Annotated in this window: 24 protein-coding genes and 1 other RNA gene; 9 read left to right on the top strand and 16 right to left on the bottom strand. The window is 62.8% G+C overall.

The window, feature by feature from the left end; all coding sequences use genetic code 11:
- Window positions 1-15 precede the first annotated feature (15 nt).
- Genes truA through def form a run of 3 tightly spaced genes read right to left on the bottom strand, consistent with a single transcriptional unit; the run spans window position 16 to window position 2,263 of the window.
- Entirely contained in the window at window positions 16-753 is a 738-nt protein-coding gene (truA, locus tag GL4_RS03745) for a tRNA pseudouridine(38-40) synthase TruA (protein ID WP_045364699.1), read from the bottom strand.
- A 14-nt stretch (window positions 754-767) separates the two neighbouring features.
- Complete coding sequence (gene fmt / locus GL4_RS03740) at window positions 768-1,694, bottom strand: methionyl-tRNA formyltransferase (RefSeq protein ID WP_052464094.1); 927 nt, start codon at window positions 1,692-1,694, stop codon at window positions 768-770.
- 50 nt (window positions 1,695-1,744) lie between these two features.
- On the bottom strand, window positions 1,745-2,263 hold the full coding sequence (gene def / locus GL4_RS03735; protein ID WP_045364696.1) for a peptide deformylase: 519 nt from the start codon (window positions 2,261-2,263) through the stop codon (window positions 1,745-1,747).
- 129 nt (window positions 2,264-2,392) lie between these two features.
- Between def and GL4_RS03730 the strand changes: the two genes are divergently transcribed.
- On the top strand, window positions 2,393-3,631 hold the full coding sequence (locus GL4_RS03730; protein WP_082025448.1) for a DNA recombination protein RmuC: 1,239 nt from the start codon (window positions 2,393-2,395) through the stop codon (window positions 3,629-3,631).
- A gap of 30 nt (window positions 3,632-3,661) precedes the next feature.
- Window positions 3,662-4,153, top strand: coding sequence for a potassium channel family protein (locus GL4_RS03725; RefSeq protein WP_082025447.1), 492 nt, complete (start codon window positions 3,662-3,664; stop codon window positions 4,151-4,153).
- Here the strand turns inward: GL4_RS03725 and GL4_RS03720 are convergent.
- The 5 genes from GL4_RS03720 to GL4_RS03700 form a co-directional block, all read right to left on the bottom strand.
- A complete protein-coding gene (locus GL4_RS03720; RefSeq protein ID WP_045364693.1) occupies window positions 4,150-5,043 on the bottom strand; it encodes a metal ABC transporter permease in 894 nt (297 codons plus the stop codon). The two genes, GL4_RS03725 and GL4_RS03720, sit on opposite strands and share 4 nt — an antisense overlap.
- Window positions 5,043-5,960: a metal ABC transporter permease gene (locus GL4_RS03715; RefSeq protein ID WP_172653285.1), complete on the bottom strand. Its 918-nt coding sequence runs from the start codon at window positions 5,958-5,960 to the stop codon at window positions 5,043-5,045. The genes GL4_RS03720 and GL4_RS03715 overlap by 1 nt, the downstream gene beginning before the upstream one ends.
- The gene (locus GL4_RS03710; protein ID WP_045364690.1) at window positions 5,957-6,862 is read right to left on the bottom strand and encodes a manganese/iron ABC transporter ATP-binding protein; all 906 of its coding nucleotides are present in this window, start codon (window positions 6,860-6,862) and stop codon (window positions 5,957-5,959) included. Before GL4_RS03710 ends, GL4_RS03715 begins: the two co-directional genes overlap by 4 nt.
- A 27-nt stretch (window positions 6,863-6,889) precedes the next feature.
- Window positions 6,890-7,810 carry a metal ABC transporter substrate-binding protein gene (locus GL4_RS03705; RefSeq protein ID WP_425283182.1) on the bottom strand — a complete coding sequence of 307 codons (921 nt, stop codon included), beginning with the start codon at window positions 7,808-7,810 and terminating at the stop codon, window positions 6,890-6,892.
- Window positions 7,811-7,967: 157 nt separating this feature from the next.
- Window positions 7,968-8,429: a VOC family protein gene (locus GL4_RS03700; RefSeq protein WP_045364688.1), complete on the bottom strand. Its 462-nt coding sequence runs from the start codon at window positions 8,427-8,429 to the stop codon at window positions 7,968-7,970.
- 56 nt (window positions 8,430-8,485) lie between these two features.
- On the opposite strand from GL4_RS03700, the gene GL4_RS03695 reads away from it, so the two are divergent.
- Together GL4_RS03695 and GL4_RS03690 are read left to right on the top strand one after the other, a co-directional pair.
- Window positions 8,486-9,835, top strand: a complete 1,350-nt coding sequence (locus GL4_RS03695; RefSeq protein ID WP_082025446.1) for an AmpG family muropeptide MFS transporter — start codon at window positions 8,486-8,488, stop codon at window positions 9,833-9,835.
- Window positions 9,832-10,056 (top strand): hypothetical protein, encoded by a 225-nt coding sequence (locus tag GL4_RS03690; RefSeq protein WP_045364686.1) that lies wholly within the window; start codon window positions 9,832-9,834, stop codon window positions 10,054-10,056. The genes GL4_RS03695 and GL4_RS03690 overlap by 4 nt, the downstream gene beginning before the upstream one ends.
- Before the next feature lies 1 nt (window position 10,057).
- Here GL4_RS03690 and recR read toward each other — a convergent pair whose 3' ends face one another.
- The 8 genes from recR to GL4_RS03655 all read right to left on the bottom strand — a co-directional run bounded on the left by recR (window position 10,058) and on the right by GL4_RS03655 (window position 16,990).
- On the bottom strand, window positions 10,058-10,669 hold the full coding sequence (gene recR, locus GL4_RS03685) for a recombination mediator RecR (protein ID WP_045364683.1): 612 nt from the start codon (window positions 10,667-10,669) through the stop codon (window positions 10,058-10,060).
- A gap of 162 nt (window positions 10,670-10,831) precedes the next feature.
- Window positions 10,832-11,380 (bottom strand): peroxiredoxin, encoded by a 549-nt coding sequence (locus GL4_RS03680; protein ID WP_045364680.1) that lies wholly within the window; start codon window positions 11,378-11,380, stop codon window positions 10,832-10,834.
- A gap of 267 nt (window positions 11,381-11,647) precedes the next feature.
- A complete protein-coding gene (locus tag GL4_RS03675) occupies window positions 11,648-11,968 on the bottom strand; it encodes a YbaB/EbfC family nucleoid-associated protein (protein WP_045364676.1) in 321 nt (106 codons plus the stop codon).
- Window positions 11,969-12,021: 53 nt separating this feature from the next.
- Window positions 12,022-13,866: a DNA polymerase III subunit gamma/tau gene (locus GL4_RS03670; RefSeq protein WP_045364674.1), complete on the bottom strand. Its 1,845-nt coding sequence runs from the start codon at window positions 13,864-13,866 to the stop codon at window positions 12,022-12,024.
- A gap of 83 nt (window positions 13,867-13,949) precedes the next feature.
- Window positions 13,950-14,050, bottom strand: an RNA gene (gene ffs / locus GL4_RS17085) — signal recognition particle sRNA small type.
- 112 nt (window positions 14,051-14,162) lie between these two features.
- Window positions 14,163-15,227 carry a linear amide C-N hydrolase gene (locus GL4_RS03665; protein ID WP_244462673.1) on the bottom strand — a complete coding sequence of 355 codons (1,065 nt, stop codon included), beginning with the start codon at window positions 15,225-15,227 and terminating at the stop codon, window positions 14,163-14,165.
- Between the two features lie 118 nt (window positions 15,228-15,345).
- Window positions 15,346-16,221: a prephenate dehydratase gene (locus GL4_RS03660; RefSeq protein ID WP_082025445.1), complete on the bottom strand. Its 876-nt coding sequence runs from the start codon at window positions 16,219-16,221 to the stop codon at window positions 15,346-15,348.
- A gap of 31 nt (window positions 16,222-16,252) precedes the next feature.
- Complete coding sequence (locus GL4_RS03655; protein ID WP_045364670.1) at window positions 16,253-16,990, bottom strand: 3-deoxy-manno-octulosonate cytidylyltransferase; 738 nt, start codon at window positions 16,988-16,990, stop codon at window positions 16,253-16,255.
- A 158-nt stretch (window positions 16,991-17,148) separates the two neighbouring features.
- Between GL4_RS03655 and GL4_RS03650 the strand changes: the two genes are divergently transcribed.
- From GL4_RS03650 to GL4_RS03630, 5 genes are all read left to right on the top strand, one after another.
- Complete coding sequence (locus tag GL4_RS03650; RefSeq protein WP_052464092.1) at window positions 17,149-18,711, top strand: c-type cytochrome; 1,563 nt, start codon at window positions 17,149-17,151, stop codon at window positions 18,709-18,711.
- A 298-nt stretch (window positions 18,712-19,009) separates the two neighbouring features.
- On the top strand, window positions 19,010-20,932 hold the full coding sequence (locus tag GL4_RS03645) for an extracellular solute-binding protein (protein WP_244462672.1): 1,923 nt from the start codon (window positions 19,010-19,012) through the stop codon (window positions 20,930-20,932).
- Window positions 20,933-20,975: 43 nt separating this feature from the next.
- Window positions 20,976-22,805 (top strand): extracellular solute-binding protein, encoded by a 1,830-nt coding sequence (locus tag GL4_RS03640; RefSeq protein WP_425283189.1) that lies wholly within the window; start codon window positions 20,976-20,978, stop codon window positions 22,803-22,805.
- 381 nt (window positions 22,806-23,186) lie between these two features.
- The gene (locus GL4_RS03635) at window positions 23,187-24,305 is read left to right on the top strand and encodes a microcin C ABC transporter permease YejB (protein ID WP_045364667.1); all 1,119 of its coding nucleotides are present in this window, start codon (window positions 23,187-23,189) and stop codon (window positions 24,303-24,305) included.
- Entirely contained in the window at window positions 24,305-25,468 is a 1,164-nt protein-coding gene (locus GL4_RS03630; protein ID WP_045364664.1) for an ABC transporter permease, read from the top strand. The genes GL4_RS03635 and GL4_RS03630 overlap by 1 nt, the downstream gene beginning before the upstream one ends.

Below are 25,468 nucleotides of genomic sequence, written 5' to 3'. Positions count from 1 at the left end.
GGCGCCCATCCAGGATTAATAGTCGACCTTGACCAGGTAAAGGCCGCAAGCCGGAGCGACGGGTCCGCAGGCCGCCCGGTCGCGCGCGTCCAAGGCCGATTTCAGCTCACCGGCCGTCCAGCGCCCTTCGCCGACGCATTTCAGCGAGCCGACCATGGAGCGCACCTGATTGTGCAGGAACGAGCGCGCCGAGGCTTCGACCCGGATGATCTCGCCATGCCGCGAGACGTCGAGCCGATCGAGCGTCTTCTTGGGGGATGCCGCCTGACACTCCGAGGAGCGGAACGTCGTGAAGTCGTGATGGCCAAGAAGGGTCTGCGCGGCCGCATGCATGGCCTCGGCATCGAGCGGCTTAAACACGCCCCAGGCCCGGTCGCGCTCCAGCGCCAAAGGCGGGCGGCGATCGACGATGCGATAGAGATAGTGTCGCGCCTTGGCCGAGAAGCGCGCATCGAACGCCTCGGTGACCTTCTCGCACGACAGCACGGCGATCGGATCTGGACGCAGCTGCGCATTGAGAGCATCGCGCACCCGCGCCGGTTCCCAATCCTTCTCGAGATCGAGATGGGCCACCTGCCCCGTTGCATGAACGCCCGCGTCAGTTCGTCCGGCCCCGCGCGGGATCGCCCCCTCGCCGGAGAAGGCCTCGACCGCTTGCGCAAGCCGCCCCTGAACCGACATCTGGCCGTCCTGCAACTGCCAGCCGACGAACGGCGTGCCGTCATATTCTAGAAGGAGCTTGTAGCGGGGCATGATCGCGCGCCCGCCTAGAGAAGCGTACTGCCGACCGGCAGATCGACGCCGCGTAGAAACGCGTCCGCCAGCATCGGCTTCTTGCCGGCACGCTGGACGCGGGTCAGGCGCACAGCGCCATCGGCGCAGGCAACGGTCAGGCGATCGTCGAGCAACTGACCGGGCGCCCCGCGCCCTTTCTCCAGCGTCGAGCCCTGAACCTTGACGCGCTCGGTCTTGCCCTTCTGGACGAGCTCAAACCAGGCGCCGGGATAGGGCGACAGGCCGCGGATATGGTTGTGCACCTCCTGCGCGGGCCGCGCCCAGTCTATACGGGTCTCTTCGTTGGTGAGCTTGGCCGCATAGGTCGCGAGTCCGCCGTCCTGCTTCACACAGTGGAGCTTGCCCTCACCGAGCGTTGCGAGCACTTCCACCATCAAATCGGCGCCGAGGATCGAAAGCGCATCGTGCAGTTCGCCCGCGGTCATGTCGGGGCCGATCGCGACGCGGTCCATGAGGCAGACGGGGCCCTCGTCGAGCCCTTGGGTGACGCGCATGATGGAGACGCCCGATTCCGCGTCGCCCGCCATGATCGCGCGATTGATCGGCGCCGCGCCACGCCAGCGGGGCAGCAGGGAGGCGTGGATGTTAAACACGCCGTGCCGCGTGCCGTTAAGGACCACCTCCGGCAAGATCAGCCCATAGGCGACGACGACAGCCGCGTCTGCTTCGAGAGCGGCGAACCGCTTCTGCTCGGCGGGGCTTCTGAGACTTTCTGGGACACGCACAGGCAGCCCGAGCGCCTCGGCTTCCTGATGCACCGGCGAGTTGCGAACGGCCATGCCGCGCCCGGCGGGCCGTGGCGGCTGGGTATACACGGCCACGATGTCGTGGCCCGCCTTGGCAACAGACAGCAGCGCCGGAACGGCAAAATCCGGCGTGCCCATGAAGATGATCCGCATGGCCCGGTCTTAGGCCGGTTCGATGCGCATGGGAAGCCGCTTCGCCGGGCTTAGACCGCCGTGGCGCGCTTTTGCTTGGTGAATTTCCGCACGATCATGTCGCGCTTCAGGCGCGACAGATAGTCGATGAAGAGGACCCCGTTCAGGTGGTCGACCTCGTGCTGGACGATCGTGGCCAGAAAGCCCTCGAGTTCCGCCTCCTGGGACTTGCCCTCGCGATCGAGATAGGACACGCGCGCCATTGCCGGGCGCTCGACCTCCGCCGTGACGTCGGGGATCGACAGGCAGCCCTCCTCGTGCACGCGCATCTCGTCGGATCGCTGCAGAATCACAGGGTTCGCCATGACGAGGGGCGCGGGCTCCTCCTCGTCTCGAGCCGGATCCATCACGATCACCCGGCGCAGGATGCCGATTTGGGGCGCGGCGAGGCCAACGCCAGGGGCGTCGTACATCGTCGCCAGCATGTCGTCCATCAGCGTGCGCAATTCGTCGTCCACGCGTTCGACGGGCTCCGCCGTCTGGCGCAGTACAGAATCGGGGATGGTGACGATGGGATGGATGGTAGCCATGACTGACGCTGACATAAGGACCGATGCGGCTCCGGTCAATGTGCTGCATCGACCGCGGGTGTGAAGCGCCGCCAGGGCGCGTGTTCCTGTTTTGGTCTAGCCTCCCGAATCAGCCTATAGCTAGTCACTATGGTCCTTGAGCCCCTGCATATCGGGACGGTGATGATCGACCCCGTTCTGGTGGGCCTTGTGCTCGCCGGAGTGGCTGTGCTCGCGCTCCTGATTCTGGCGATCGTGATGGTCGTCCATCTTGCCCGCCGAAAGCAGGACGCCGCCGCGCAAGGAGACCAGCTCGGCGAGCTGCGCGTGCGGCTTCAGACGCTCGCGGAAATCAGCGTGACGCGGCACGGCGATTTGGCGCGCGCCGTCAACGAGCGCCTCGACCGCATGACCCACAAGGTGGGCACCGATCTCAACGAGAGCGCCCGCAAGACTCACGAGACCATTTCGCGGCTGAACGAGCGGCTGGCCGTGATCGATACGGCTCAAAAGAACCTCACCGAGCTCTCTGGCAACATGGTCAGCCTTCAGGAGATCCTGGCGAACAAGCAGGCGCGCGGGGCCTTCGGCCAAGTTCGCATGGAGGCCATCATCAAGGACGGGCTCCCCGCCGGCGCCTACTCTTTCCAGGCGACGCTCTCAAACAACACGCGGCCCGACTGTCTCCTGCATATGCCGAACACGCCGGCGGGCGTCGTAATCGATGCGAAGTTTCCGCTGGAAGGCTTCGAGGCCTTCCGTACGGCGCGCAGCGATGAGGCGAAGAAAGCCGCCGCCCGGCGCATCCGTACCGATGTGGGCAAGCATATCGATGCGATCGCCGAGAAGTATCTCATCCCCGGCGAGACTCAGGACACCGCCATTCTGTTCGTGCCTTCCGAATCCATCTCTGCGGATTTGTCGGAGCACTTCCCGGACATCGTCCAGAAGGCGTACCGCGCGCGCATCGTGATCTGCGCGCCGAACATGCTGATGCTCGCAGTGCAGACCATGCAGGCCATTCTCAAAGACGTGCAGATGCGCGAGCAGGCGCATCTCATCCAGCGGGAAGTGTCGACCCTGATGGCCGACATGGGACGGTTCCGCGACCGCGTGCTCGATCTGCAGCGGCACTTCGGCCAGGCCAACGCCGATATCGACAAGATCCTCACTTCGGCGGACAAGATCACGAAGCGCGGGCAGAAGATCGAGCAGCTCGACTTCGACGAAGACGCCAAGACGGTTCGCGACGCCAAAGCCGTTCCGCACGGTACGCCTGCGGCACCTGCGTCGGCAGCCGTCCCCAATGTCACTCAGGCCAGTGCCGCGCGTGAGCCCGGCAAGGGGCCGCGCATCATCCGCCAGCCGGATCTGTTGGCCGGCGAATAGCATCACGACACGAACTTAAGGGGACAAGAGATGGATCCGACCGTCGCAGAGACCGTGAAGGAGTCCATGTGGATCTCCACCATGAACGTCTCGATGCTCGATCAGCTCGCCGTTGGCGGCGCGACGAGCCTCGTCAACCTTTTCATTCATGCGATCCTGGTCGGCGCCATCGCCGCAACATTGCGGAACCTCGCAAACACCGACGCCTCGTTCCCCGGCTTCGTGCAGTACATGCTTGTGATCGTCGCCACGGGCACGCTTCTCGTGGTCGGCCATTTCGGTGAATGCGTGATCTGGGCGTATGTCTATAAGTGGGTCGGCGCCGTTCCCAAGGACACCGATCTCATCTATTTCGCGTTCGGCAACTACACCACGCTCGGTTACGGCGACGTCGTGCCCGTGCCTCAATGGCACATGCTTGGCCCGATGACGGCCCTCAATGGCGTCATGCTGATCGGCTGGTCGACCGCGCTCGTCTACGACCTGCTGCACCGGTCCGTGCAAACGCCAAAAGCGAGTTAGGACGCATCGGCGCCGCGAATGCGTTCGGGCGACCCGCTTTCCTGCCGGCCGAAGATTTTAGGCAACGGCCAGAGCCCGCGCTTCGGCGAGAACAGAAAGACCATCAGGAACATCGAGGCCTGAGTCAGTACGATGCAAGCGCCCGTTGCCCCATCGATGTGAAAGCTGATGAGCGTGCCGAGCGCTGCGGAGCTGCAGGCCACCGCGACGGCGATCACCAGCATGCGTTCGAAGCGGTCCGTGAGGATATAGGCGGTGGCGCCCGGCGCGATGAGCATGGCGATGACAAGAATGATGCCCACGGCCTTGATCGAGCTGACGATGGTCAGCGAGAGCAAGATCAGCAGCCCGTAATGCAGCACGTTGACCGGCAGGCCAATGGCGCGGGCATGGTTCGGATCGAAACAATAGAGCAGGAGGTCGCGGCGCTTGGCGAGCACGATGAGGAGCGTGCCACCGGCGATGATCGCCGTCTCCAGAAGATCGCCAGCGGTCACGCCGAGAACGTTGCCGAAAAGGATGTGGTTGAGATGCTGGTCCGTCTCGACCTTGGTGAAGAGCACGAGCCCGAAACCGAACATCCCTGAGAACACGATGCCCATCACCGTGTCTTCCTTAACCCGGCTGTTGTATTTCAGATAGCCCGTCATCAGCGCGCAGGCGAGCCCGGCGACGAACGCACCGACAGCCAACGGTATGCCGAGGACAAACGCGATGACGATGCCCGGCAGCACGGCGTGCGAGATCGCGTCGCCCATCAGCGACCAGCCCTTCAGCACGAGATAGCAGGACAGGACCGCACAAACGGCTGCCACGAGAAGCGACATGCCGAGCGCCCGCTGCATGAAGTCATAGGCGAACGGCTCTACGAAGAACGCAATCGGGTCCATCAGGCGCCCTCCTGCACGGGACGGCTTTCCGGCAGTGCGCTGCCGTTACGCAGATTCTCATCGCGGACGGCGCGGGCCTTGCGATGTGCGGCGATCACGCCGTGCTTCGGTGCGAAGTAGAATGCGGCAAGGAACAGCAGCGTTTGAAGCGTGACGATGACTCCACCGGTCGCGCCATCGATGAAGTAACTCAGATAGGCGCCAACGAAGCTGGTGACGGTTCCGATCCCGACGGCGATCGCGATCAGACGGTCGAAGCGATCGGTGAGCAGGTAGGCCGTGGCGCCCGGCGTCACCACCAGCGCAATTACGAGACACGCACCCACGGTCTGCAGCGCCGCCACGGTGCAGGCGCTGAGCAGCGTAAAGAACACCAGTTTCAGCGTGCGCGTCCGAAGTCCGATGCTACGCGCATAGGTCTCGTCGAAGAACGTGACCATCAGGTCCTTCCAGATGAAGGCCAGCACCGCGAAAGAGACGACCGCGATGATGACGACCTGCAGCGCGTCAGCGTCGGGGATCGCGAGGATGTTGCCGAGCACGATGGTCTGGATCGACACGGAGGTCGGATACAGCGACGCCATGAGCAAGCCGAGCGCGAATAGCGTCGTGAACACGAGACCGATTGTGGCGTCTTCGCGCAGCCGCGAGTGCGCCTTGACGAAGGCCATGCCGAGCGCGGCGAGGATGCCGGCGAAGAAGGCGCCCGCGGCAAAGGGCGCGCCGATGATGTAGGCGCCGGCGACCCCGGGCACGATGGAATGGCCGAGGGCATCGCCCATGAGCGACCAGCCCTTGAGCATCAAATAGCAGGACAGAAAGGCGCACACCGCGCCCACCAGCGCGCTGACCCACATTGCCTTCCACATGTAGTCGTACGAGAACGGGACGATGAGTTCGGTCAGGATGCCGCTCATTTCGCCTTGTCCCGGGCCGGCTTCTTCTTGGTCTTCTTGACACCGTAGAACACGAGCGGCCGCTCATCGTCCGTGATGACGTTGAGGCTGCGCGCGTCGTCGTCCTCATGGAGGGCTTGCCCGCTGAGTTCGAAATTGCGCAGCACGCCGCCGAACGTGCGCTCGAGATTTTCCTGGGTGAACGTCGTGGCAGTCGGCCCCGCCGCGAGAACAGTTCGATTGAGCAAGACGACCTGATCGCAGAAATCGGGCACGCTGCCGAGATTGTGGGTCGAAACGAGAATCAAATGACCGTCGTCACGCAACTCGCGCAGTAGATTGATGATCGCGGACTCTGTTGTGACGTCAATGCCCGTAAACGGCTCGTCCAGCAGGATGATGCGCCCTTCCTGAGCCAGGGCGCGCGCCAGAAAGACACGCTTCTTCTGTCCGCCCGAGAGCTCTCCGATCTGCCGCTTGCGATAGGCGCTCATGTTCACGCGTTCCAAGGCCTCGTCGACCTTGCGCCGGTCCGTCTTGGAGGGAATGCGGAACAGATTCATATGGCCGTACCGGCCCATCATCACGACGTCTTCGACCAGAACCGGGAAGTTCCAATCGACGTCTTCGCTTTGGGGAACGTAGGCAACGATGTTTTTTGACACCGCCTTGTCCACGGGCAGACCGCACAGCCGCACTTGACCGGTGGCCGGGGCGACGAAGCCCATGATGGCTTTGAAAATGGTCGACTTGCCGCTGCCGTTCACGCCCACCAGCGCACAGATCGTGCCCGGACCGAGTTCGAACGAAGCGTCGCGGACCGCCGTAAACCCGTTGGGATAGGTGACGCTCACGTCTTGGACCGCGATGCTTGCGGGACGGGCCAGGGTGTCGGAGCGGGTCAGCAAATCGATACGGTCCATGTGATTTTCGTAGATCCTTCGGCGTTCCTACGACCCTTGTGCAGTCTCAAAACCCTTCGCGACCGTGTCGACGGTGACGCGCAAGAGATCGAGATAGGTGGGAACGGGGCCGCCCTCCTTACTCAGCGAGTCCACATACAGAACGCCACCGTAGGCCGCGCCGCTTTCCTTGGCGACTTGTTTCGCGGCCCGGTCGGAAACCGTGCTCTCGGAGAACACGACGGGAATGCCGTTCTCTTTCACAAGCTCGATCACATGGCGGACCTGTTGCGGCGTCCCCTGTTGATCGGCGTTGATGGGCCAGAGATAGGCCTCCCGCATGCCGTAGTCGCGGGCCAGATAGGAGAAGGCGCCTTCGGACGTCACGAGCCAGCGCTTGTCCTCGGGGATCGCGGCGAGCCGCTTGCGCAGCGGCGCATCCATCGCCTTGATCTTGTCCGCGTAGGCCGCCGCGTTCTTGTTATAGACTTCAGCGTTTTTCGGATCGAACTCGACGAGCGCCTTGCGGATGTTCTCCACATACTGGAGCGCGCTCGTGGGCGACATCCAGGCGTGCGGATTGGGCTTGCCGTTGTACGGGCCTTCCGTGATGCCCATGGGTTCGACGCCATCGCTCACCACGACGCTGGGGACGTCCTTGACGTTCTGAAAGAACTTCTCGAACCACCGCTCAAGGTTGAACCCGTTCCAAAGGACGAGGTCGGCGTCCTGCGCTTTGACAATGTCGCCAGGGGTCGGCTGATAGTCGTGGATCTCCGCGCCGGGCTTCGTGATCGAGGAGACCTCTGCCGCGTCGCCGGCGACGTTCTGGGCAATGTCCTGAATCACGGTGAAGGTGGTTACGACCTTGAACTTGCCGTTCCCCGCATCCGCACTATTCGATGCCGAATCCTGATCGCCGCAACCGGCAAGCACCGATACCCCCAAAACGGTCAGAATCGCGGACACAATCCGAGCCCGCCTTGCCAGACACGCTATCACCAGGAACCTCCTCGTCGCCGTGAACCATCCTTTTCGCATCGCAGCATAGACCCAGTTGCAAATCATTCGCAAGTAGGATTTAGCGGAAAGGGTGAAATCGGCGCCGGGCCTTGCACGACATTGGCTATTTCTTTGGCTTGCCCTTCGTCTTGGCCTCTTTTTTCGTCTCGGCCGCACGGGCTTTGGCCTCACGCTCTCCCCATTTCATGCCCTCGAGCTTCAAGCCGTCCGGATCGAGGAAGAACACGGCGTAGTAGTCGTCGTAGTACTCGTCCGCCGGGTCCACGATGCTCACGCCCTCCCGTTTCAGGAAGGCTTCCAGGTCGTCCACATCCTTACGGCTCCGCAACTCGAAGGCGTAGTGGTGAAAGCCGATATCGCCGGTGCGATAGCCGCGCGCCTGTCCTTCAGCGTCCGTAGGGCCAATCCAATAGCGGGTCTTGCCGTTGGTCCAGCCGATGGCATCGGCATATTCGTCCAGGACCTCGAAGCCGAGGAACTTGAACAGCTTGCCGTAGAACGCCTTCGATTTGTCGAAGTCGCTCACCTTTATGACCAGATGATCGATCCCCACGACACGGACCATTCTCGCGACTCCTTTGTCATGACGGCAGGGCGCCCGGCTGCTATGAGCTTAGGACTATGACGGGCACCGAGGGAACGACCGACCAAGCCACCACTGCGGACGGGCGCCGCAGCTGGACCGAGATCCTGTTCACTCGGAAAATGCTGGCGTGCATCTTTCTCGGCTTCAGCTCAGGCATGCCGTTGTTCGTGCTCGTGTCGCTGGTACCGGCGTGGTTGCGCGACAACGACGTCGATCTCGCGACGATCGGCCTATTTGCCTTGGTCGGCCTGCCTTACACCTGGAAGTTCCTTTGGTCCCCCATGATGGACCGCTTCAAGCTGCCGTTCCTGGGACGGCGGCGCGGCTGGGCCTTACTGACGCAGGTCCTCCTGCTGATTTCGATCGGTCTGCTGGGTCACTTCAATCCGGCGACCTCGATCCAAGCCATCGTCTGGCTCGTCTTCGCGGTCGCCCTGTTCAGCGCCAGCCAGGACATCGTTATCGACGCCTACCGGCGCGAGCTGCTGGCGGACGACGAACTCGGCACCGGCACCTCGTTTTGGATCAACGCCTATCGCCTGTCGGGACTGGTGCCGGGTTCGCTGGCCCTGATCCTGGCCGACCACCTGCCCTGGTCCTCCGTGTTCTGGATCACGGCCGCCTTCATGGCTGTAGGCATCGTGACCACCTTGCTCGTCAAAGAGGTCAGCGACGACGATCTGGCGCCGCATACGCTACGCGAAGCGGTGATCGATCCGTTCGTGGAGTTCTTCAGCCGTGGTGGCATCGCGGCCGGGCTCGCCATCCTCGCCTTCCTGTTCCTGTACAAGCTCGGGGACAACATGGCGACGGCGCTGGCCACGCCCTTCTATCTCGACATGGGCTACACCAAGACCGAGATCGGCAGTGTCGCCAAGTTCGCCGGGCTATGGGCCGTGCTCGCCGGCGCCACGATCGGCGGCGCGGCCATGCTCAAGCTGAGCATCAACAAGGCCCTGTGGATTTTCGGCCTCGTGCAGCTCCTGACCATCGTTCCCTATATCTGGCTGAGCCAGGCTGGGCATTCGCTGGTGGGTCTGTTCGTCGTGGTCAGCGGCGAGTATCTCGCCGTGGGGCTGGGTACGGTCGCGCTCACCGCCTTCATGGCGCGCGAAACCAGCAAGGCCTTCACGGCCACGCAGTTCGCCCTGTTCTCGAGTCTCATCGCCGTGCCGCGTACGGTCGCCAACGCGACGACAGGCTTCATCGTGGAAGCGGTGGGCTGGACGCAGTTCTTCGTCATCTGCGCCCTGCTCGCGATCCCCGGCATGCTGATGCTGCTCAAGGTCGCGCCGTGGAGCGAGAAGGACGAGACGCCCGGCGAGGAGGCTCGGAAAGAAGCCTTGGAAGACCAGGCGGCCGTTGAGGAGGAGGCGAGCCCGTGAGCGACGGCGGACGGCTTCTGTGGATTGTCGGCGTATTCGCCGCGGCAACGGTTGGTCTAGTTGCGGGGATCTGGATCGGCGGCGAGATCGAGTCGAGCGTCTATTGGGAAATCATCGCCGAGGCGAACCTTCCGGAAGAGTGCCTGCGGGAGTTCGAGGCCGCGGCGAACAGGGTTGCCGAGAGCTATCTGGGACCCGCAGCGCCACCTGCGGCCGACTAACCTACCCACCCATCGCCTTGCGCGCCTTGACGGCGGCAGCCAGCGTGCCCTCGTCGAGATAGTCGAGCTCTCCGCCGATGGGGACGCCCTGGGCCAGGCGCGAGACCGAAACGTTGCAGCCGGCAAGCTGGTCGGTGAGATAGTGCGCTGTGGACTGTCCCTCAACCGTCGCGTTCAGCGCCAGCAAAACTTCGGTGACCTCGTCCGCGCGCGCCCGCTCGACGAGCTTGGGAATATTGAGATCGTCGGGGCCGACTCCGTCGAGCGGCGACAGCGTACCGCCAAGGACGTGATAGCGCCCGTTTACGACGGCGGCCCGCTCCAGCGCCCATAGATCGCCCACCTCCTCGACGACGCAGATCAGCGACGGATCGCGCGACTGATCCCGGCACAGCGTGCAGGGACTTTGCGTGTCGATATTGCCGCACACATCGCAGGTGAGAATTGTGTCCCGTGTCTCGGCGAGCGCCGCGGCCAGCGGGTCCAGCAACTGTTCCTTCTTCTTTACGAGATGCAGGGCCGCGCGCCGGGCCGAGCGCGGCCCGAGTCCCGGCAGACGCGCCAGGAGCTGAATGAGCCGCTCGATTTCGGGACCTGCCGCTGCGCGCGCCATGGACCGCTTCCTCTTCTAGACTTCTGGAGCCGCTGAGCCCCGTATACCGGGAATCGGTTTGGACACAGGCATCGCCCAGCCAAAAACGCCGACGGCACGGCCCAGCTTAGCTGAGTCGTGCCGTCGATCCAGGTCGTAGAGTGGAGAGAACGCGAGCGCGGCTTACGCGGCTTTTTCGACGTCCCTGTCCTGAAGATACTGCAGCAGGGTCTCCGGCGCGCTCACGCCATACGGATCCTCCGCGTGATTGTCGCAAAGGCCCGGCTCCTCGAACCACGCCTCGATCACGCCGTCGTTCACGATGGCGGCGTAGCGCCAGGAGCGCATACCGAAGCCGAGGTTGTCCTTGTCGACCAGCATGCCCATCTTGCGCGTGAATTCGCCGGAGCCGTCCGGGATGACCTTCACATGCTTCAGGTCCTGGTCCTTGGCCCATTTGTTCATGACGAAGCTGTCGTTCACCGACAGGCAGTAGATGTCGTCGATGCCGAGGCCCTGGAACTTCTCGAAGGAAGCCTCAAAACCCGGGAGCTGATAGGTCGAGCAGGTCGGCGTGAACGCGCCGGGCAGCGAGAACAGAATCACGCGCTTGCCCTTGAAGTAATCGTCGGTGGTCATGTCTTGCCACCGGTAGGGGTTCGGCCCACCGACGGATTCGTCGCGGACGCGCGTGCGAAAGGTGACCTCGGGGAGTCTGTATCCGGTCTTCATTTTTGGTCCTTGAAATGTTTTGCGAAGCTGATGTTTGAACGTCCCGTCCGCCGATGTGACTTGCGATGCGACTCGCGCGCACGCCGCAGCTCCCGCTAGGAAACGCGCGTTCGCCTGCCACCTCGACGGATGCGATCCGTTCAAAGCCGGGATGTGTGAATCATACACGAGGCAGTGCGATGCAACATGGTGACGTTGCGACGCAGCAATGCGACAAATCGTGCCGCCGGCACGCGTCGCCGCAGTCTTTTTGTATAAAGGCGAGGGCTAGAAGAGTTTGAAGCCCGGGGGAATCGGCAATCCGCCTGTCAGCGAGGCCATCTTTTCCTTCATGGCCTCCTCGACTTTCAGCTTTGCATCCGCATGGGCGGTGATGATCAGGTCTTCGAGGATTTCCACCTCCTCGGGCTTCAGCATCGACGGGTCAATGGCGACACCCTTCATCTCGCCTTTACCGTTGAGCGTGACAGTCACCATACCGGCGCCGGCGCGGCCTTCGCAGGTCATGGCCTCCATCTCGGCCTGCATGTCCTGCATCTTGCCCTGGAGCTGCTGTGCCTGCTTCATCATGTCCATGAAGTTCTTCATCGCGGTCCTTATCTGTCGCGTTGAGGGGTCATCTTAGTTTCGGCGCTTCCGCCCTAACTCGTCCCGCCCCTGTTGAAGACATCGTCCTCAATGTCGTCCGGGGGCTCGTCTGCTTCAGCGGGCTCTTGCGCCGCGTTGCGGACCTCTTTGATCTTTGCGCCGGGAAAGTGCCGAAAAACTTCCTGAACGGCGGGATGGGCATGAAGCGCCTCGATCTCGCGGGCTTCCGCCGCCCGGCGCTGAACCCCCAGCGGCTCCTCGCCCTCCTGCTCGCTCGTGGACACGATCCAGACCTGACCGGTCCACGCCTTGAGCTTGCGCATCAGCTCCTGCAACAGATCCGGCGCCGCGAGCGGCAGCGGATTGAGGGCGATATTGCCCCGCTTGAACCGGACCAGACGCACCTGCTCCAGCAGCGCGTTCTTCAGTTTCAGGTCGCGCTTCGTCTCGGCCAAGGCCACCACGTCGGCGAAACTCTGCGGCATGGGCGACGCCGGCACTGGCTCTGAATCAGGCTCTTCTTCGAAGTCGGGCGGCGCCGGATTTTCCGACTCAAACACCGCCGGTTCATCGCGCACCTCTCGTGTGCTGACAGGCGCCTTTCCGGCGGCGACAGGCGCGTTGGCCGACGTGGTATCAGAGGTAGGCGCATCAGCGGGGGCTGATGCTTTCGGCGCACCCGTCTCCGGCGTGGTCTGACGGGCGGCATCGCCGGGCGGCGGCAAATCGACCACATAGGCGAGCCGCACCAGCACCATGTCGGCCGCCGCGAGCGGCCGCGGGCTGCTGCGGACTTCGTCGTGACCCTTCAGCAGCATCTGCCAGGCGCGTGCGAGCACCGGCATGGAAAGCCGCTTGGCAAGGTCTTCGATACGCCCACGTTCCACCTCGCCGGCGGCCGGATCAATCCCTTGCGGACCCGCCGCCTTCGCTACCGTGACCGCGTGGACGGCATCGGCAAGATCGGTGATGACCTGGCCGGGCTCGGCGCCATCGCGGTTGAGCTGTTCCAAGGCTTTGAGTGCCCCGCCCGCATCGCCCTTCAGGACCGTCTCGAGCAGATCGAAGATGCGCCCCCGGTCCGCCAACCCCAGAAGCTCCCGAATTGTGTCCGGCCCGATCCGGCCGGAGCCGAACGCAATGGCCCGGTCGAGGATGGAGAGCGCATCGCGCACCGACCCCTCTCCTGCCCGCGCGATCAGCGCGAGCGCGGCCGGGTCCGCCTGGGAGCCTTCTTCCTTGGCGATACGCGCAAGGTGGGCGGACAGGGTCTCCACGCCGATGCGCTTCAGATCGAAACGCTGGCAGCGCGACAATACCGTGACCGGTACTTTACGGATTTCCGTGGTGGCGAAGATGAACTTCACGTGCTCGGGCGGCTCTTCGAGCGTCTTCAACAGGCCGTTGAAGGCCTGCTTGGACAGCATGTGCACCTCGTCGACGATATAGACTTTGTATCGCGCCGAATTGGGCTTGTAGTGCGCGCTGTCGATCAGATCGCGGATGTCGTCGATACCGGTATGGGAGGCCGCATCCATTTCGATCACATCGAGGTGGCGGCCCTCCAGGATGGCGCGGCAATGAACGCCTTCCTCTTCGATATCGATCGTGGCGCCCTCGCCTTTCGGCCCCTCATAGTTGAGGGCCCGCGCCACGAGTCGTGCCGTGGTCGTCTTGCCGACGCCGCGCACGCCCGTGAGCATATAGGCCTGGGCGATGCGGCCCGACGCAAAGGCATTGCGCAGGGTGCGCACCACGGGCTCTTGGCCGATCAGCTCCGCGAAGATTTTGGGCCGGTATTTGCGCGCCAGCGCCGCATGGCTGGGCGCCGCATCCTTGGTCGGGTCTTGGGTCGGGTTTTGGGCCTTGTCTTCGGACATCGAAAAAGGAGCGCTCACGCCATGGCTTCAATCGGGGCCGGTTCATGAACCTTTCGGGCGCAAGACGATCGCACCCGCGAAGTTTACGCGACGCACGGGAAAGGTGGGAGGCTGGACAATCAACCCGCGAAACGCTCGTTAGGGCTGCTTCCTTCCGGACCTGACCCGGTTGGCGAGGCACGCGCCTGCCGCCAACCTCCCTGGTGCACTATATCGGGGAAGCCGGGCCTCGTGGCAACCGTGAGCGCCACTAATCTTCGCGATGGCCTGATTCCCTTGGGGTTTGGACGACGGGCGCAGCCCGCGCTTCCAGATCAAGGCGCGAGAAACTTGAAAGGCTTTGCGTCCTGGAAACTGCCGGAGACCTCGCCTGCCAGAATCGGGAAGCTGGTCAGATCGAGCTTCTTTGTCGCGGCGCCTTCGGACAGGTCGAGTTTGTCGAGATCCACCCAGAAAAGACCGGGATTGAACACCGAGTCGTAATAGTAGCGCTTGATGCCCTGGTCGGCGTAGGTCCGCCACTGGGTTGTCGCGATATTCGGTTTGCTCGGATCCTTGACGCCGACAGGAACGCTGACAGCCCGGACCATCGAGGCAACGCTGGCGAGCGCCGTGCGCTTGTCCTCGAATTTCGGCGAGGCGCTCAAGAAGTAGCTCGCGCGCACGAACCGGTCCGCTGCGCGATTCGTGCCGGGCAGGAACGTACTGCCGCCGATGCCCGTCCAATAGGTGTTGATGGCCAGCTGTTGATCGTAGGGCGGCGAATTCGTCATCACGGTCGTTTGCGGCCCCTGATGAATGACGAGCTTGCCGTCGAGATACTCAAAGATAGCGGAATCACCCGAGGGGTCGGACAAGGCCACATGGCCCGTCGCGGCCTTGCCGTTCGGAAGGTTGGGCGCCACGACAGTGAAGGGATCGGCCTTCAACGCGTCGACGGCTTCCGACACGGTCGCGAAGCTGTCGAGGACGTATTGCAGCCAGCCGCCGACGGACATTTTCGGTTTGCCAGCGTCGGCCGGACCGTAGTCGGACTCGGCCAAGTACAAGACGTTGCCGACGAGGCCGGCTTCGTTCATCCCATCGACCGTGGCGACGTCATAGATCGTGGCGATGACCGAACCGTATTTCGATGTCCACGTGAACGAGCCTTCGCCCACGCCGCCGTTGCGCTCCATCCCCTTTGGAAACGCCCAAAGATTCGTCTGCGTGTTGTCAGCCCAATCCATACTGCGGCCGACGATGAAGTCCTTGCTCCCAGTCTCATAGAGAATGCGCGTGCATGCATCACTGACGGTGACCGAACCGGCTACCGCCAAGCCAGCCAGCGCCACTCCCAAAACCGGATTCCACACCTTTGATTGAGATTTTTTGTTCACGTGACATCTCCTCCTGCTGACCCGGCGCACCGAGACTAAAAGACCGTTCGAATCATCGGGGGTCGGTCTCTAACGCCGTTTTGTGGCACCAAGCTGTCGAGGATCGAGACTCGCTCGTCTACGCCTTCAGCGTGCTTCTAAACGGGCTTGCCGGATAAGTGCCGAGCAGCGTGATCTCGCTCGTGTAGAAGTCGAGCTCCTCCATGGCGAGTTGCACCGGGCGTTCGTCGGGATGACCTTCGATGTCCGCGTAGAACATGGTCGCGTTGAACGATCCTTCGAGCTGGTAGGATTCCAGCTTGGTCATGTTCACGCCGTTGGTGGCGAAACCGCCGAGCGCCTTGTAGAGCGCCGCGGGCACGTTGCGCACGCGGAACACGAAGGTCGTGAGGACCGGGCCGTCGTCGGCTTTCGTCTTCACGGGCTTGGCCGACAGAATCACGAACCGCGTCGTGTTGTGGGCCGCGTCCTCGACATCTTTCTTGGCGACGCGCAGCCCGTAGATCTCTGCGGCGAGCTTGGAGGCGATCGCCGCCTGGGTCGGATCGGCGGCCTCGCTCACATGACGGGCGGCCCCCGCCGTGTCGGCCTCGGTCACCGGCTTGAGCCTCAATTCGGCGATGACCTTGCGGCACTGGCCGAGCGCCATGATGTGGCTGTGGACCGATTTGAGATCCGACAGCTTGGCGCCGGGCAGCGTGAGCAATTGATGCCGGATGCGCTCGAAATGCTCGCCGATGATGTATAGCCCCGAATCGGGCAGCAGATGATGGATGTCGGCCACGCGCCCCGCCACCGAATTCTCGATGGGGATCATGGCGAGCTTCGCGGCGCCGGTTTTGACGGCGGCCAGCGCATCCTCAAAGGTCGCGCACGGCACCGCCTCCATGTCCGGATAAGCGTCGTTGGCCGCGAGGTGCGAGTTCGCACCCGGCTCCCCTTGGAAGGCGATTCTATTTGCGCGCTTCGTGGCCATCGCAGTCTTGGGCTTCATCGTCGGTTGGGCGGGCGGGGATCGGAAATTCTTACGCGGTTTCAAGAATTTCGCGTGCCCGCGCAAGGTCGGCCGGAGTATCGACACCGAGCGGAACCGTGTCAACGAGACCGACATGGATGCGCATGCCGGACTCGAGCGCCCTGAGCTGCTCGAGTTTCTCGCGCATTTCGAGCGGCGACGGGGGCAAACCCACGAACTGTTCCAGCGCAGCGCGGCGATAAGCGTAAAGCCCGATATGATGGTAGAGCGGCCCGTCGCCGTGCGGGGCGGTGGCGCGTGTGAAATACAGGGCATTGAGAATGCCGCCGCGCGACAGGGGCGATCCCACTACCTTCACCACGTTGGGATTGGTGCGTTCCTCCTCGCGGACGATCTCCGCCGCGATTGTACCGATATCCGCCTCGCCCTCCTCGAGAGCCTCGACGCATTTCCCGATTAGGGCGGAATCGAGCGTCGGCAGATCCCCTTGCAGGTTGACCACCACGTCGAATTCCCGCTCCGGGTCGGCGGCCTGAAGTGCCTCGAAGATCCTGTCGGAGCCGCTTGCATGGTCCGCGCGTGTGAGAACCGCTTCTCCACCTGCGCGCGCAACGGCATCCTGGACCTCCTGAGAATCAGTCGCCACCAGCACGGGGCCGCATTCCGCTTCGATCGCGCGGCGCCAGACGTGAACGATCATGGGCTCGCCTGCGATCGCGGCCAACGGCTTGTCCGGCAGTCGTGTTGCGGCGCGCCTTGCAGGAATGACGACGATTGATTTTGTCATTTTTTCCCGTTTGTTAGCGTTCAAATGCCAAATGGGCTGACCTTGCCAGCTGTGCTGATTCTCTCAGTTGCAACCGCCGTCGGCCCCTTATAGTGTCAGCCAGCGTCGCAAGAGCTATTCTGAAGTAGCCTTTGTTTCCTGCCGGGGGGATATCCAACATGAAATACTACTACTTGAACAAAGTCGCTATGGCGGTGCTGTTGGCACTGCTTCTGTTCTTTGGCACACGGACACTCATCGACATTCTCTACGAAGAACACCTGCCGGAGACCCCGGGCTACGAGGTGGCCGGCGCTGAGGAAGAGGCTGTTCACGGTGGCGAGAAGAAGGGCGGCGAAGAAGACAAGGGCGCGGCTTTCATCGCAGCCCTGAACAAGGCCGATCCCGCCAAGGGCGAGCAAGCCGTCGGACTTTGTAAAGTTTGCCACAGCTTCGAGAAGGGCGGGCCGAACATGATCGGCCCCGGCATTTACGGTGTGGTTGGGCACAAGATCGCCGCGCATGAGGGCTTCAGCTACACGGCGGCCCTCAAGGATCACGGCGGTGAATGGACCTTCGAGAACCTTGACCATTGGCTCGAGAACCCGGCGGAGTTCGCGCCCGGCACGAGCATGGCCTTCCCCGGCATCAAGGACCTCCAGAAGCGTGCCGACGTCATCGCCTATCTGAACCAGAACAGCGACGACCCGCTGCCGATCCCCGAGCCCACGGCCGCGCCCGCCGCGGAAGAGTCCGCGAAAGAGGAAAGCCCCGACAAGGCGGCGCCTGAAATCCTGTCGCTTCTCGCGGAGGCCGACCCAGCCAAGGGCGAGCAGTCTGCTGCGCTCTGCAAGGTCTGCCACACCTTCGACGCCGGCGGGGCCAACGGGATCGGACCGAACCTGCACAACGTTGTTGGCGCGCAGGTCGGACATCACGAGGGCTATGCCTACTCCGCCGCACTTAAGAAAAAAGGTGGGGATTGGACCTATGAGCGCCTCGACGAGTGGCTTGCGAACCCGGCGGCCTTCGCACCCGGCACAACGATGGCCTTCCCCGGCATTCCCGATGCGAAGACCCGTGCCGATGTGATTGCGTTCCTGCGCAGCCAGACGGAAAATCCGCCGGAGCTTCCTGCTGGAGATGCCGCAGCGGCGCCTGCGGAGGAAGAGGCTGCGCCGGCTGAAGAGGCAGCTCCTGCCGAGGAACCCGCTGCGGAAGAGTCCAAGGACGAAGCCGCTCCTGCGGAGGAAGAGGCAAAGCCTGCCGAAGACGAGGCCATGCCGGCTGAGGAACCGGCTGCGGAAGAGTCCAGCGACGAAGCCGCGCCCGCCAAGGAAGAAGAGGCCGCGCCGGCTGAAGAGGCGGCTCCTGCTGAGGAAGAGGCCATGCCTGCGGAGGAGCCCGCTGCCGAAGAGCCCGCTGCGGAAGAACCTGCTGCGGCAGAGTCTTCGGAAGCGGAGGCCGATGCTCCCGCCGCGGCCGAGGATTCGGCGAGCGGGGACGAAACTATCGTCAATTCGCCAATGGTCTCGGAGGATGCTCCGTCCCTGCCGCACAAGGGCGAGGCGCCCTCTCCGAACCAACCGCAGCCTGTCGTTCCCTCCGACCCGTCGTCGACAACGACACAGGCCGACGAGCCGAGCATGTCCGATGACAGCGGCAGCGCTTCGGATGACAGCGGCAGCGCATCGTCGCAGCCGCAGCCGGTCTATCCGGACGGCAAGCCGGACGGGATCTAGGCCTTACCGGTCTCAGACAGAACAATCCGATCAAGGGCCCCGCTTCCGGGGCCCTTTTTCTTTGGGCGTGCTCCATCGAAGTCCTGCCGGCGGCTCGCCGCAACTCTAGGGGCCGCGACATGACCGATAATTCATTTGGCCCCGCACCCCGGCATGCTAACTTTTTTGCCCACCGGGGTTTTTGCGGCCCCATAGCAAGGTTCTAGGCAAGGCTTAAGCTTCGTGGCCACCAGCCCGGCAGCCGCAGGCCGCCTCGCCGCGACAGTCCCCGTAGTCACGGAACGGTGCTTATTTCCCCATGATGTTTTCAAGACTGACTTTCGCCGCAGCGCTCACCGCACTCTTGCTCGGACCGGCCGCTGCCCAGGATGGCTCTGCCCAAAAGTCCGTTGGCGAAGCGCCCGTTGCCCAAGAGGCCAAGCCGGCCCCCTCGGAGGCGTCTTCTCAGACGAAGCATCATGCGCTGTCTTTGGTGGGAGAGCCCAAGTACCCCGCGGACTTCACCCATTTCGACTTCGTGAACCCCGATGCCCCGAAAGGCGGTCTTGTGCGCCTGCCCTCGATCGGCGGGTTCGACAGCCTCAACCCCGTTCTGTATCGCGGCGAGCAGGCCCCCGGCATCGGCTTCGTCAACGAGAGCCTTTTTGTCGACAGTATCGACGAGCCGTCGACGTCGTACGGACTGATCGCCGAATGGGCGTCCTATCCGGACGACTATTCGTCCGTGACCTTCAAACTTCGCGACGAGGCACGCTGGCACGACGGTGAGCCGATCACGCCCGAGGATGTGATCTACAGTCTCAAGGTGAACAAGGAGGCCAATCCGCGGATGGGCCTCTACTACAAGAACGTCAGCCACGCGGAGAAGACAGGCGACAACGAGGTGACCTTCTACTTCGACAGTAAAGGCAACCGCGAACTGCCGATGATCATGGGGCAGCTCACCATCCTGCCGAAACACTTTTGGACCGGCACGGACGACAACGGAGAGAAGCGCGACCCCATGAAGACCACGATGGAGCCGCCGCTCGGCTCGGGCCCCTACCGGGTCAAGTCGGTCAGCCCCGGCCGCTCGATCAGCTACGAGCGCGTCGAGGATTATTGGGGCAAGGATCTGCCCGTGAACAAAGGCATGTGGAATTTCGACGAAATGCGCTTCGATTCCTATCGGGACATCACCGTCGCGTTCGAAAGCTTTAAAGCCGGCAATCTGGACTATTGGAACGAGTCGAGCTCGAAGAACTGGGCCATGGCCTATGACTTTCCCGCTGTCGAGAACGGCGAAATCAAGCGGGAAGAGGTTCGGCTCGAGCGCGGCATGCCCATGCAGGCTTTCGTGCTGAACCAGCGCCGTTCCAAATTCCAGGACCGGCGCGTGCGCCAAGCGCTGAACCTGGCATTCGACTTCGAGTGGACGAACAAGAACCTGTTCTTCGGCCAGTATGAGCGCGTCGACAGCTACTTCCAAAATTCGGAGTTAGCGGCACCGAAGGCGTTGCCCGAGGGACGCGAACTCGAAATCCTCGAGACGGTTCGCGACGAGGTCCCCGAGGAAGTCTTCACGACCGTGCATGAGAACCCGACCAACACCGATCAGACCGAGATGCGCAAGAATTTGCGCAAGGCCGTGATGCTGCTGCGCGAAGCGGGCTGGCAGGTGAAGGACGGAGCTCTCACGAACACGAAGACCGGCGAACAGATGAACATAGAGTTCCTGATCGTCTCGCCGCTGTTCGAGCGCATCATTCAGCCCTACCTGCGCAACCTCAACCGGCTCGGCATCAAGGGCTCAATCCGTCTCGTGGACTCTGCGCAATACACGCGCCGGCTCAACAATTTCGACTACGACGTGATTGTCGGGAATTTCGGTCAGTCCGAGTCGCCCGGCAACGAGCAACGCGACTATTGGGGCAGCGAAGCCGCAGACCGAGACGGCAGCATGAACCTCATCGGCATCAAGGACCCGGCGATCGACAAGTTGATCGACTACATCATCTTCGCCAAGGACCGCGAGGAACTCGTCGCCGCGACGCATGCGCTCGACCGCGTCTTGCTGTGGCACGATTTCGTGGTGCCGCAATGGTTCTCGCCCTACCAGCGTATAGCCTATCGAAGCCATTACGGGCGGCCTGACAAACTGCCGGGACTGACGCCAGGGTTCTTCCAGGTTTGGTGGGACGACAGAGACAACGCCGCGGCCGACGCTCAAATCTCGAATTGATCCCAGCGGGGCGGGAGTCCGGTCGATGACGATGTTTTGCCCGATGACAATGACACGCGCCACAGCCGCTCTTGCGGCAGGCCTGTTTTGCACGCTTCTCCTGGCGCCGCCCGTGAGCGCCGAGCGCAGCCATGGGCTCTCCGCCTTTGGCGACCTTGCCCAGCCTGAAGACTTTCAAGCCTTTGCCTATGTCAATCCGGATGCGCCGAAGGGCGGCGCGTTTTCCTTGATCGGCTGGGGCGGTGTCACAACGTTCAACAGCCTCAATAGCTACATTCTCAAGGGCGATGCCGCTCAGGGGCTCGAGCTTTTGTTCGACAGCCTGATGGTACGGGCGATGGACGAGCCAGACGCGGTCTACGGACTGATCGCCGAAAGCGCGGACGTCGCGGACGACGGCAAGTCCGTCACCTTCTATCTCCGCCCCGAAGCCCGCTTCTCCGATGGCACGCCTGTGACTGCCGACGACGTCGTGTTCTCGTTCGACATCCTGAAGGAAAAGGGACACCCGCTTTACGCGCAGATGCTGCGCGACGTGGAGAAAGCCGAGGCGCTCGCCCCCGCCACCGTGCGCTACACCTTCAAAGGAGACCTCGTTCGCGATCTGCCGCTGACGGTCGCGGAGCTGCCCGTGTTTTCCGCGGCCTATTACAAGGACAGGCCATTCGACCAGACGACGCTGGACCCACCGCTGGGGTCCGGCCCGTATCTCGTCGATGACCTCAAGCAGGGCCGAACCATCACCTATCGGCGCAATCCCGACTATTGGGCCAAGGACCTCCCAGTCAACAACGGCCGCTGGAACTTCGACACGATCCGCTTCGAGTATTTTCGCGACCGTACGGCCGGCATGGAAGCGTTCAAGGCTGGCACCTACGACCTGCGCGAGGAGTTCACGTCCAAGGTCTGGGCGACCGAATACGACTTTCCCGCCATCCGCGACGGGCGCGTGAAGAAGGACACATTGCCCGACATGACGCCATCGGGAACGCAAGGGTTCTTCATCAATACACGCCGCGACAAGTTCAAAGACAAGAGGGTCCGCGAAGCTTTGGGGCTCGCCTTCGACTTCGAGTGGACCAACCGCAACATGTTCTTCAACCTCTACAACCGCACGCAGAGCTATTTCGAGAACTCCCCGATGAAGGCGGAAGGCGAACCGTCGGCCGCGGAACGTGCATTGATCGAGGGGCTCGGCGTCGATGTCGATCCGGATGTGCTGGGACCCGTGCCTTTGCCGCCGGTGAGCGACGGCTCAGGCCGCGACCGGGCGTCCTTGCAGCGGGCGAGCAAGCTTCTCGACGAGGCCGGCTGGCGCATCAAGGACAAGAAGCGTGTGAACGAGAAGGGTGAGCCGCTGACGGTCGAGTTCCTCACCTTCGAGCCCACCTTCGAGCGCATCGTCGCGCCCTACGTGAAGAACCTCTCGCTTCTCGGGATCGACGCCCGGATCCGCCGCGTCGACCCGGCGCAGTATCAGCAGCGCCTCAAAGATTTCGATTTCGACATCACCACCCAACGCTATGTGATGCGCAATACGCCAGGCGTGGAGCTGCGCAGCTATTTCGGCTCAGGATCCGCCGACTTGGTTGGCTCGCTGAATCTCGCCGGCATCAAAGACCCTGCAGTGGACGCGCTCATCGAAGAGATCATCAGCGCGGAGAACCGCGAGGACATGCACACGGCAGCCCGCGCGCTCGACCGTGTGTTGCGCGCAGGCCATTACTGGGTGCCGCACTGGAATAAGGCCTCTCACACGATCGCGTATTGGGACAAGTTCGGCCAACCCGAGACGAAACCGAAATTCGATCGGGGCATCCTCGACACCTGGTGGTTCGAGGGCGCGGAGAAGCAGACGGCCGGTGAGCAGTAGCGCGCTCAGGCCAGCCGCTCAAAGCGCTCGATCTGGCGAAAGACCGGCGCTGGATTGACGCCGGTCGGTGGGGGCCCCGAACGGTGTAGCTCCCACAGCGGTCGGCCGTTTCGCTACCCGGTTTTCGAGCCCAAGTGCCGGGCCTGACGGCTGGGCCCAAGGGGCCGGGCGTAACCGTGGCTCTTCGGCCCGGCAGGCCGCCCTTCTGGCGTTTAGCGCCGCGCCTTACCAACTTGCAATAATTCTGGGCCTTCTGTCGGGTTCCGTTCGCCTCCAGAATCCAGTAAGCAAAGGCTGCAAATGCCGATCCTCCGGTCCTTCTGGCCTGAGCGGCGGCACTCGTTTGCAACCGGCAGCGCAGCGACGGGAAGCCCGACACAATTGGCCGCCTATATCCTTCGCCGACTCTTACTGATCATTCCAACGATGCTCGGCATCATGCTGGTGACTTTTGTCATCGTGCAGTTTGCGCCGGGCGGCCCCGTCGAGCGCCTGATCGCGCAACTGACCGGCACGGACGCCGGCGCGACGGCTAAGTTCAGCGGCGGCGGGAGCGACTTCGCCGGTAGCGGCGGTCAACAGGGCATGCCGGGCGGCGACGTGAGCGGCGCCTCGTCGAAATACCGCGGCGCGCAAGGTCTCGACCCCGAGTTCATCGCCAGCCTCGAGAAGCAGTTCGGTTTCGACAAGCCGGCCCATGAGCGTTTCGGCAAGATGATCTGGAGCTATCTGCGCTTCGACTTCGGCGAGAGTTATTTCCGCGACACGAGCGTGCTGGAGCTCATCGCGGAGCGCATGCCGGTCTCGATTTCCCTCGGACTTTGGATGACGCTCATCTCCTATGCGATCTCCATTCCGCTCGGAATCCGCAAGGCCGTCAAAGACGGCACCCGGTTCGACATCTGGACATCGAGCGTGATCGTCATCGGCTATGCCATTCCGGGCTTCCTGGTGGCGGTGTTCCTGATCGTGCTGTTCGCGGGCGGTTCCTTCCTGCAGATCTTTCCCTTGCGGGGGCTCGTCTCGGAGGACTTCTGGTCCTTGCCCTGGTACGCGAAAATCGCCGACTATTTCTGGCACCTGGTGCTGCCGCTGACCGCCATGGCGCTGTCGGCTTTCGCCACGACGACCTTCCTCACCAAGAACTCGTTTTTGGAAGAGATCAGCAAGCAATATGTCATCACGGCACGGGCCAAAGGACTGACCGAGCGGCAGGTGCTTTACGGTCACGTCTTCCGCAACGCCATGCTGATCGTTATCGCCGGCTTTCCGGGCGCCTTTATCGGCGCGTTCTTCGCCGGCTCACTTCTGATCGAAACGATCTTCACGCTGGACGGGCTCGGCCTGCTCGGCTTCGAGTCCATCGTCAACCGCGACTACCCGGTCGTGTTCGCGACCGTGTACATCTTCTCGCTGCTCGGACTGCTCATAAATCTTCTGTCCGACCTCACCTATACCTGGGTCGATCCGCGCATCGACTTCGAGACGCGGGAGGTCTGATGGACGCACCAACAGACGTCAGCGTCACCGAGGAAGTCGCGGCCGAAGGCATTCCGCAGCCGCGGGCTTGGGTCTCCGCACTCAACAAGCGCCGCTGGCAAACCTTCAAGGCCAACCGGCGCGGCTACTGGTCCTTGTGGATCTTCCTGACCCTCTTCGTGATCAGCCTGTTCGCCGAGTTCATCGCCAACGACAAGCCGATCCTGGTAGAATATGAGGGCCGGTATTATTGGCCCATCTTCCAGGCCTATCCCGAGACGGATTTCGGCGGCATCTTCGAGACGGAAGCCGACTATCGCGATCCCGTCGTACAAGAGTTGATCACCGAGAATGGCGGCTGGTTGCTATGGCCGCCGATCCGCTTCTCCTACAACACGCAGAACAAGAACCCACCCATGGCCTTTCCGGTGAAGCCGACGTGGCTGCTCAACGACAAGGATTGCGAGCTCGCCGTCGAGAAGGGATTTCACCCGTGCGATTCCAGTCTGGAGTGGAACTGGCTCGGCACCGACGATCAGGGGCGCGATGTGGTCGCGCGGATCATCTACGGCTTCCGCATCTCCGTGCTGTTCGGACTGGTGCTGACGATCTTCTCGACAATCATCGGTGTCGCGGCCGGCGCAATCCAAGGCTATTTCGGCGGCTGGACCGACCTTCTGTTTCAACGCTTCATCGAGATCTGGACCAGCGTGCCGCAATTGTATCTGCTGATCATCGTTGCGGCGGTCATCGAACCGAATTTCTGGATCCTGCTCGGCATCCTGCTGGCCTTTTCATGGGTCGCCCTCGTGGGCGTGGTCAGGGCCGAGTTCCTGCGCGCGCGCAATTTCGAGTACGTCACGGCCGCGCGGGCGCTGGGGCTGCCCAACGGGAAGATCATCTTCAAGCATCTCTTGCCCAACGCCATGGTCGCCACACTGACCTTCATGCCCTTCATCCTGAACGGCTCCATCACCACGCTCACGTCGCTGGACTTCCTCGGATTTGGCTTGCCGCCGGGATCGCCGTCGCTGGGCGAGCTGCTGGCGCAAGGCAAGGACAATCTCCAGGCGCCGTGGCTCGGGCTGACGGCCTTCTTCGTCATCGCGATCATGCTCAGCCTTCTGATTTTTGTAGGCGAGGCGGTGCGCGACGCGCTCGATCCGCGCAAGACGCTGACCTGA

It is taken from the genome of Methyloceanibacter caenitepidi (genome assembly GCF_000828475.1).
Taxonomy (GTDB): Bacteria; Pseudomonadota; Alphaproteobacteria; order Rhizobiales; family Methyloligellaceae; genus Methyloceanibacter; species Methyloceanibacter caenitepidi.
The sequence above is the reverse complement of the archived record's forward strand: the minus strand, read 5'-3'. Positions and strand labels throughout refer to the sequence as shown.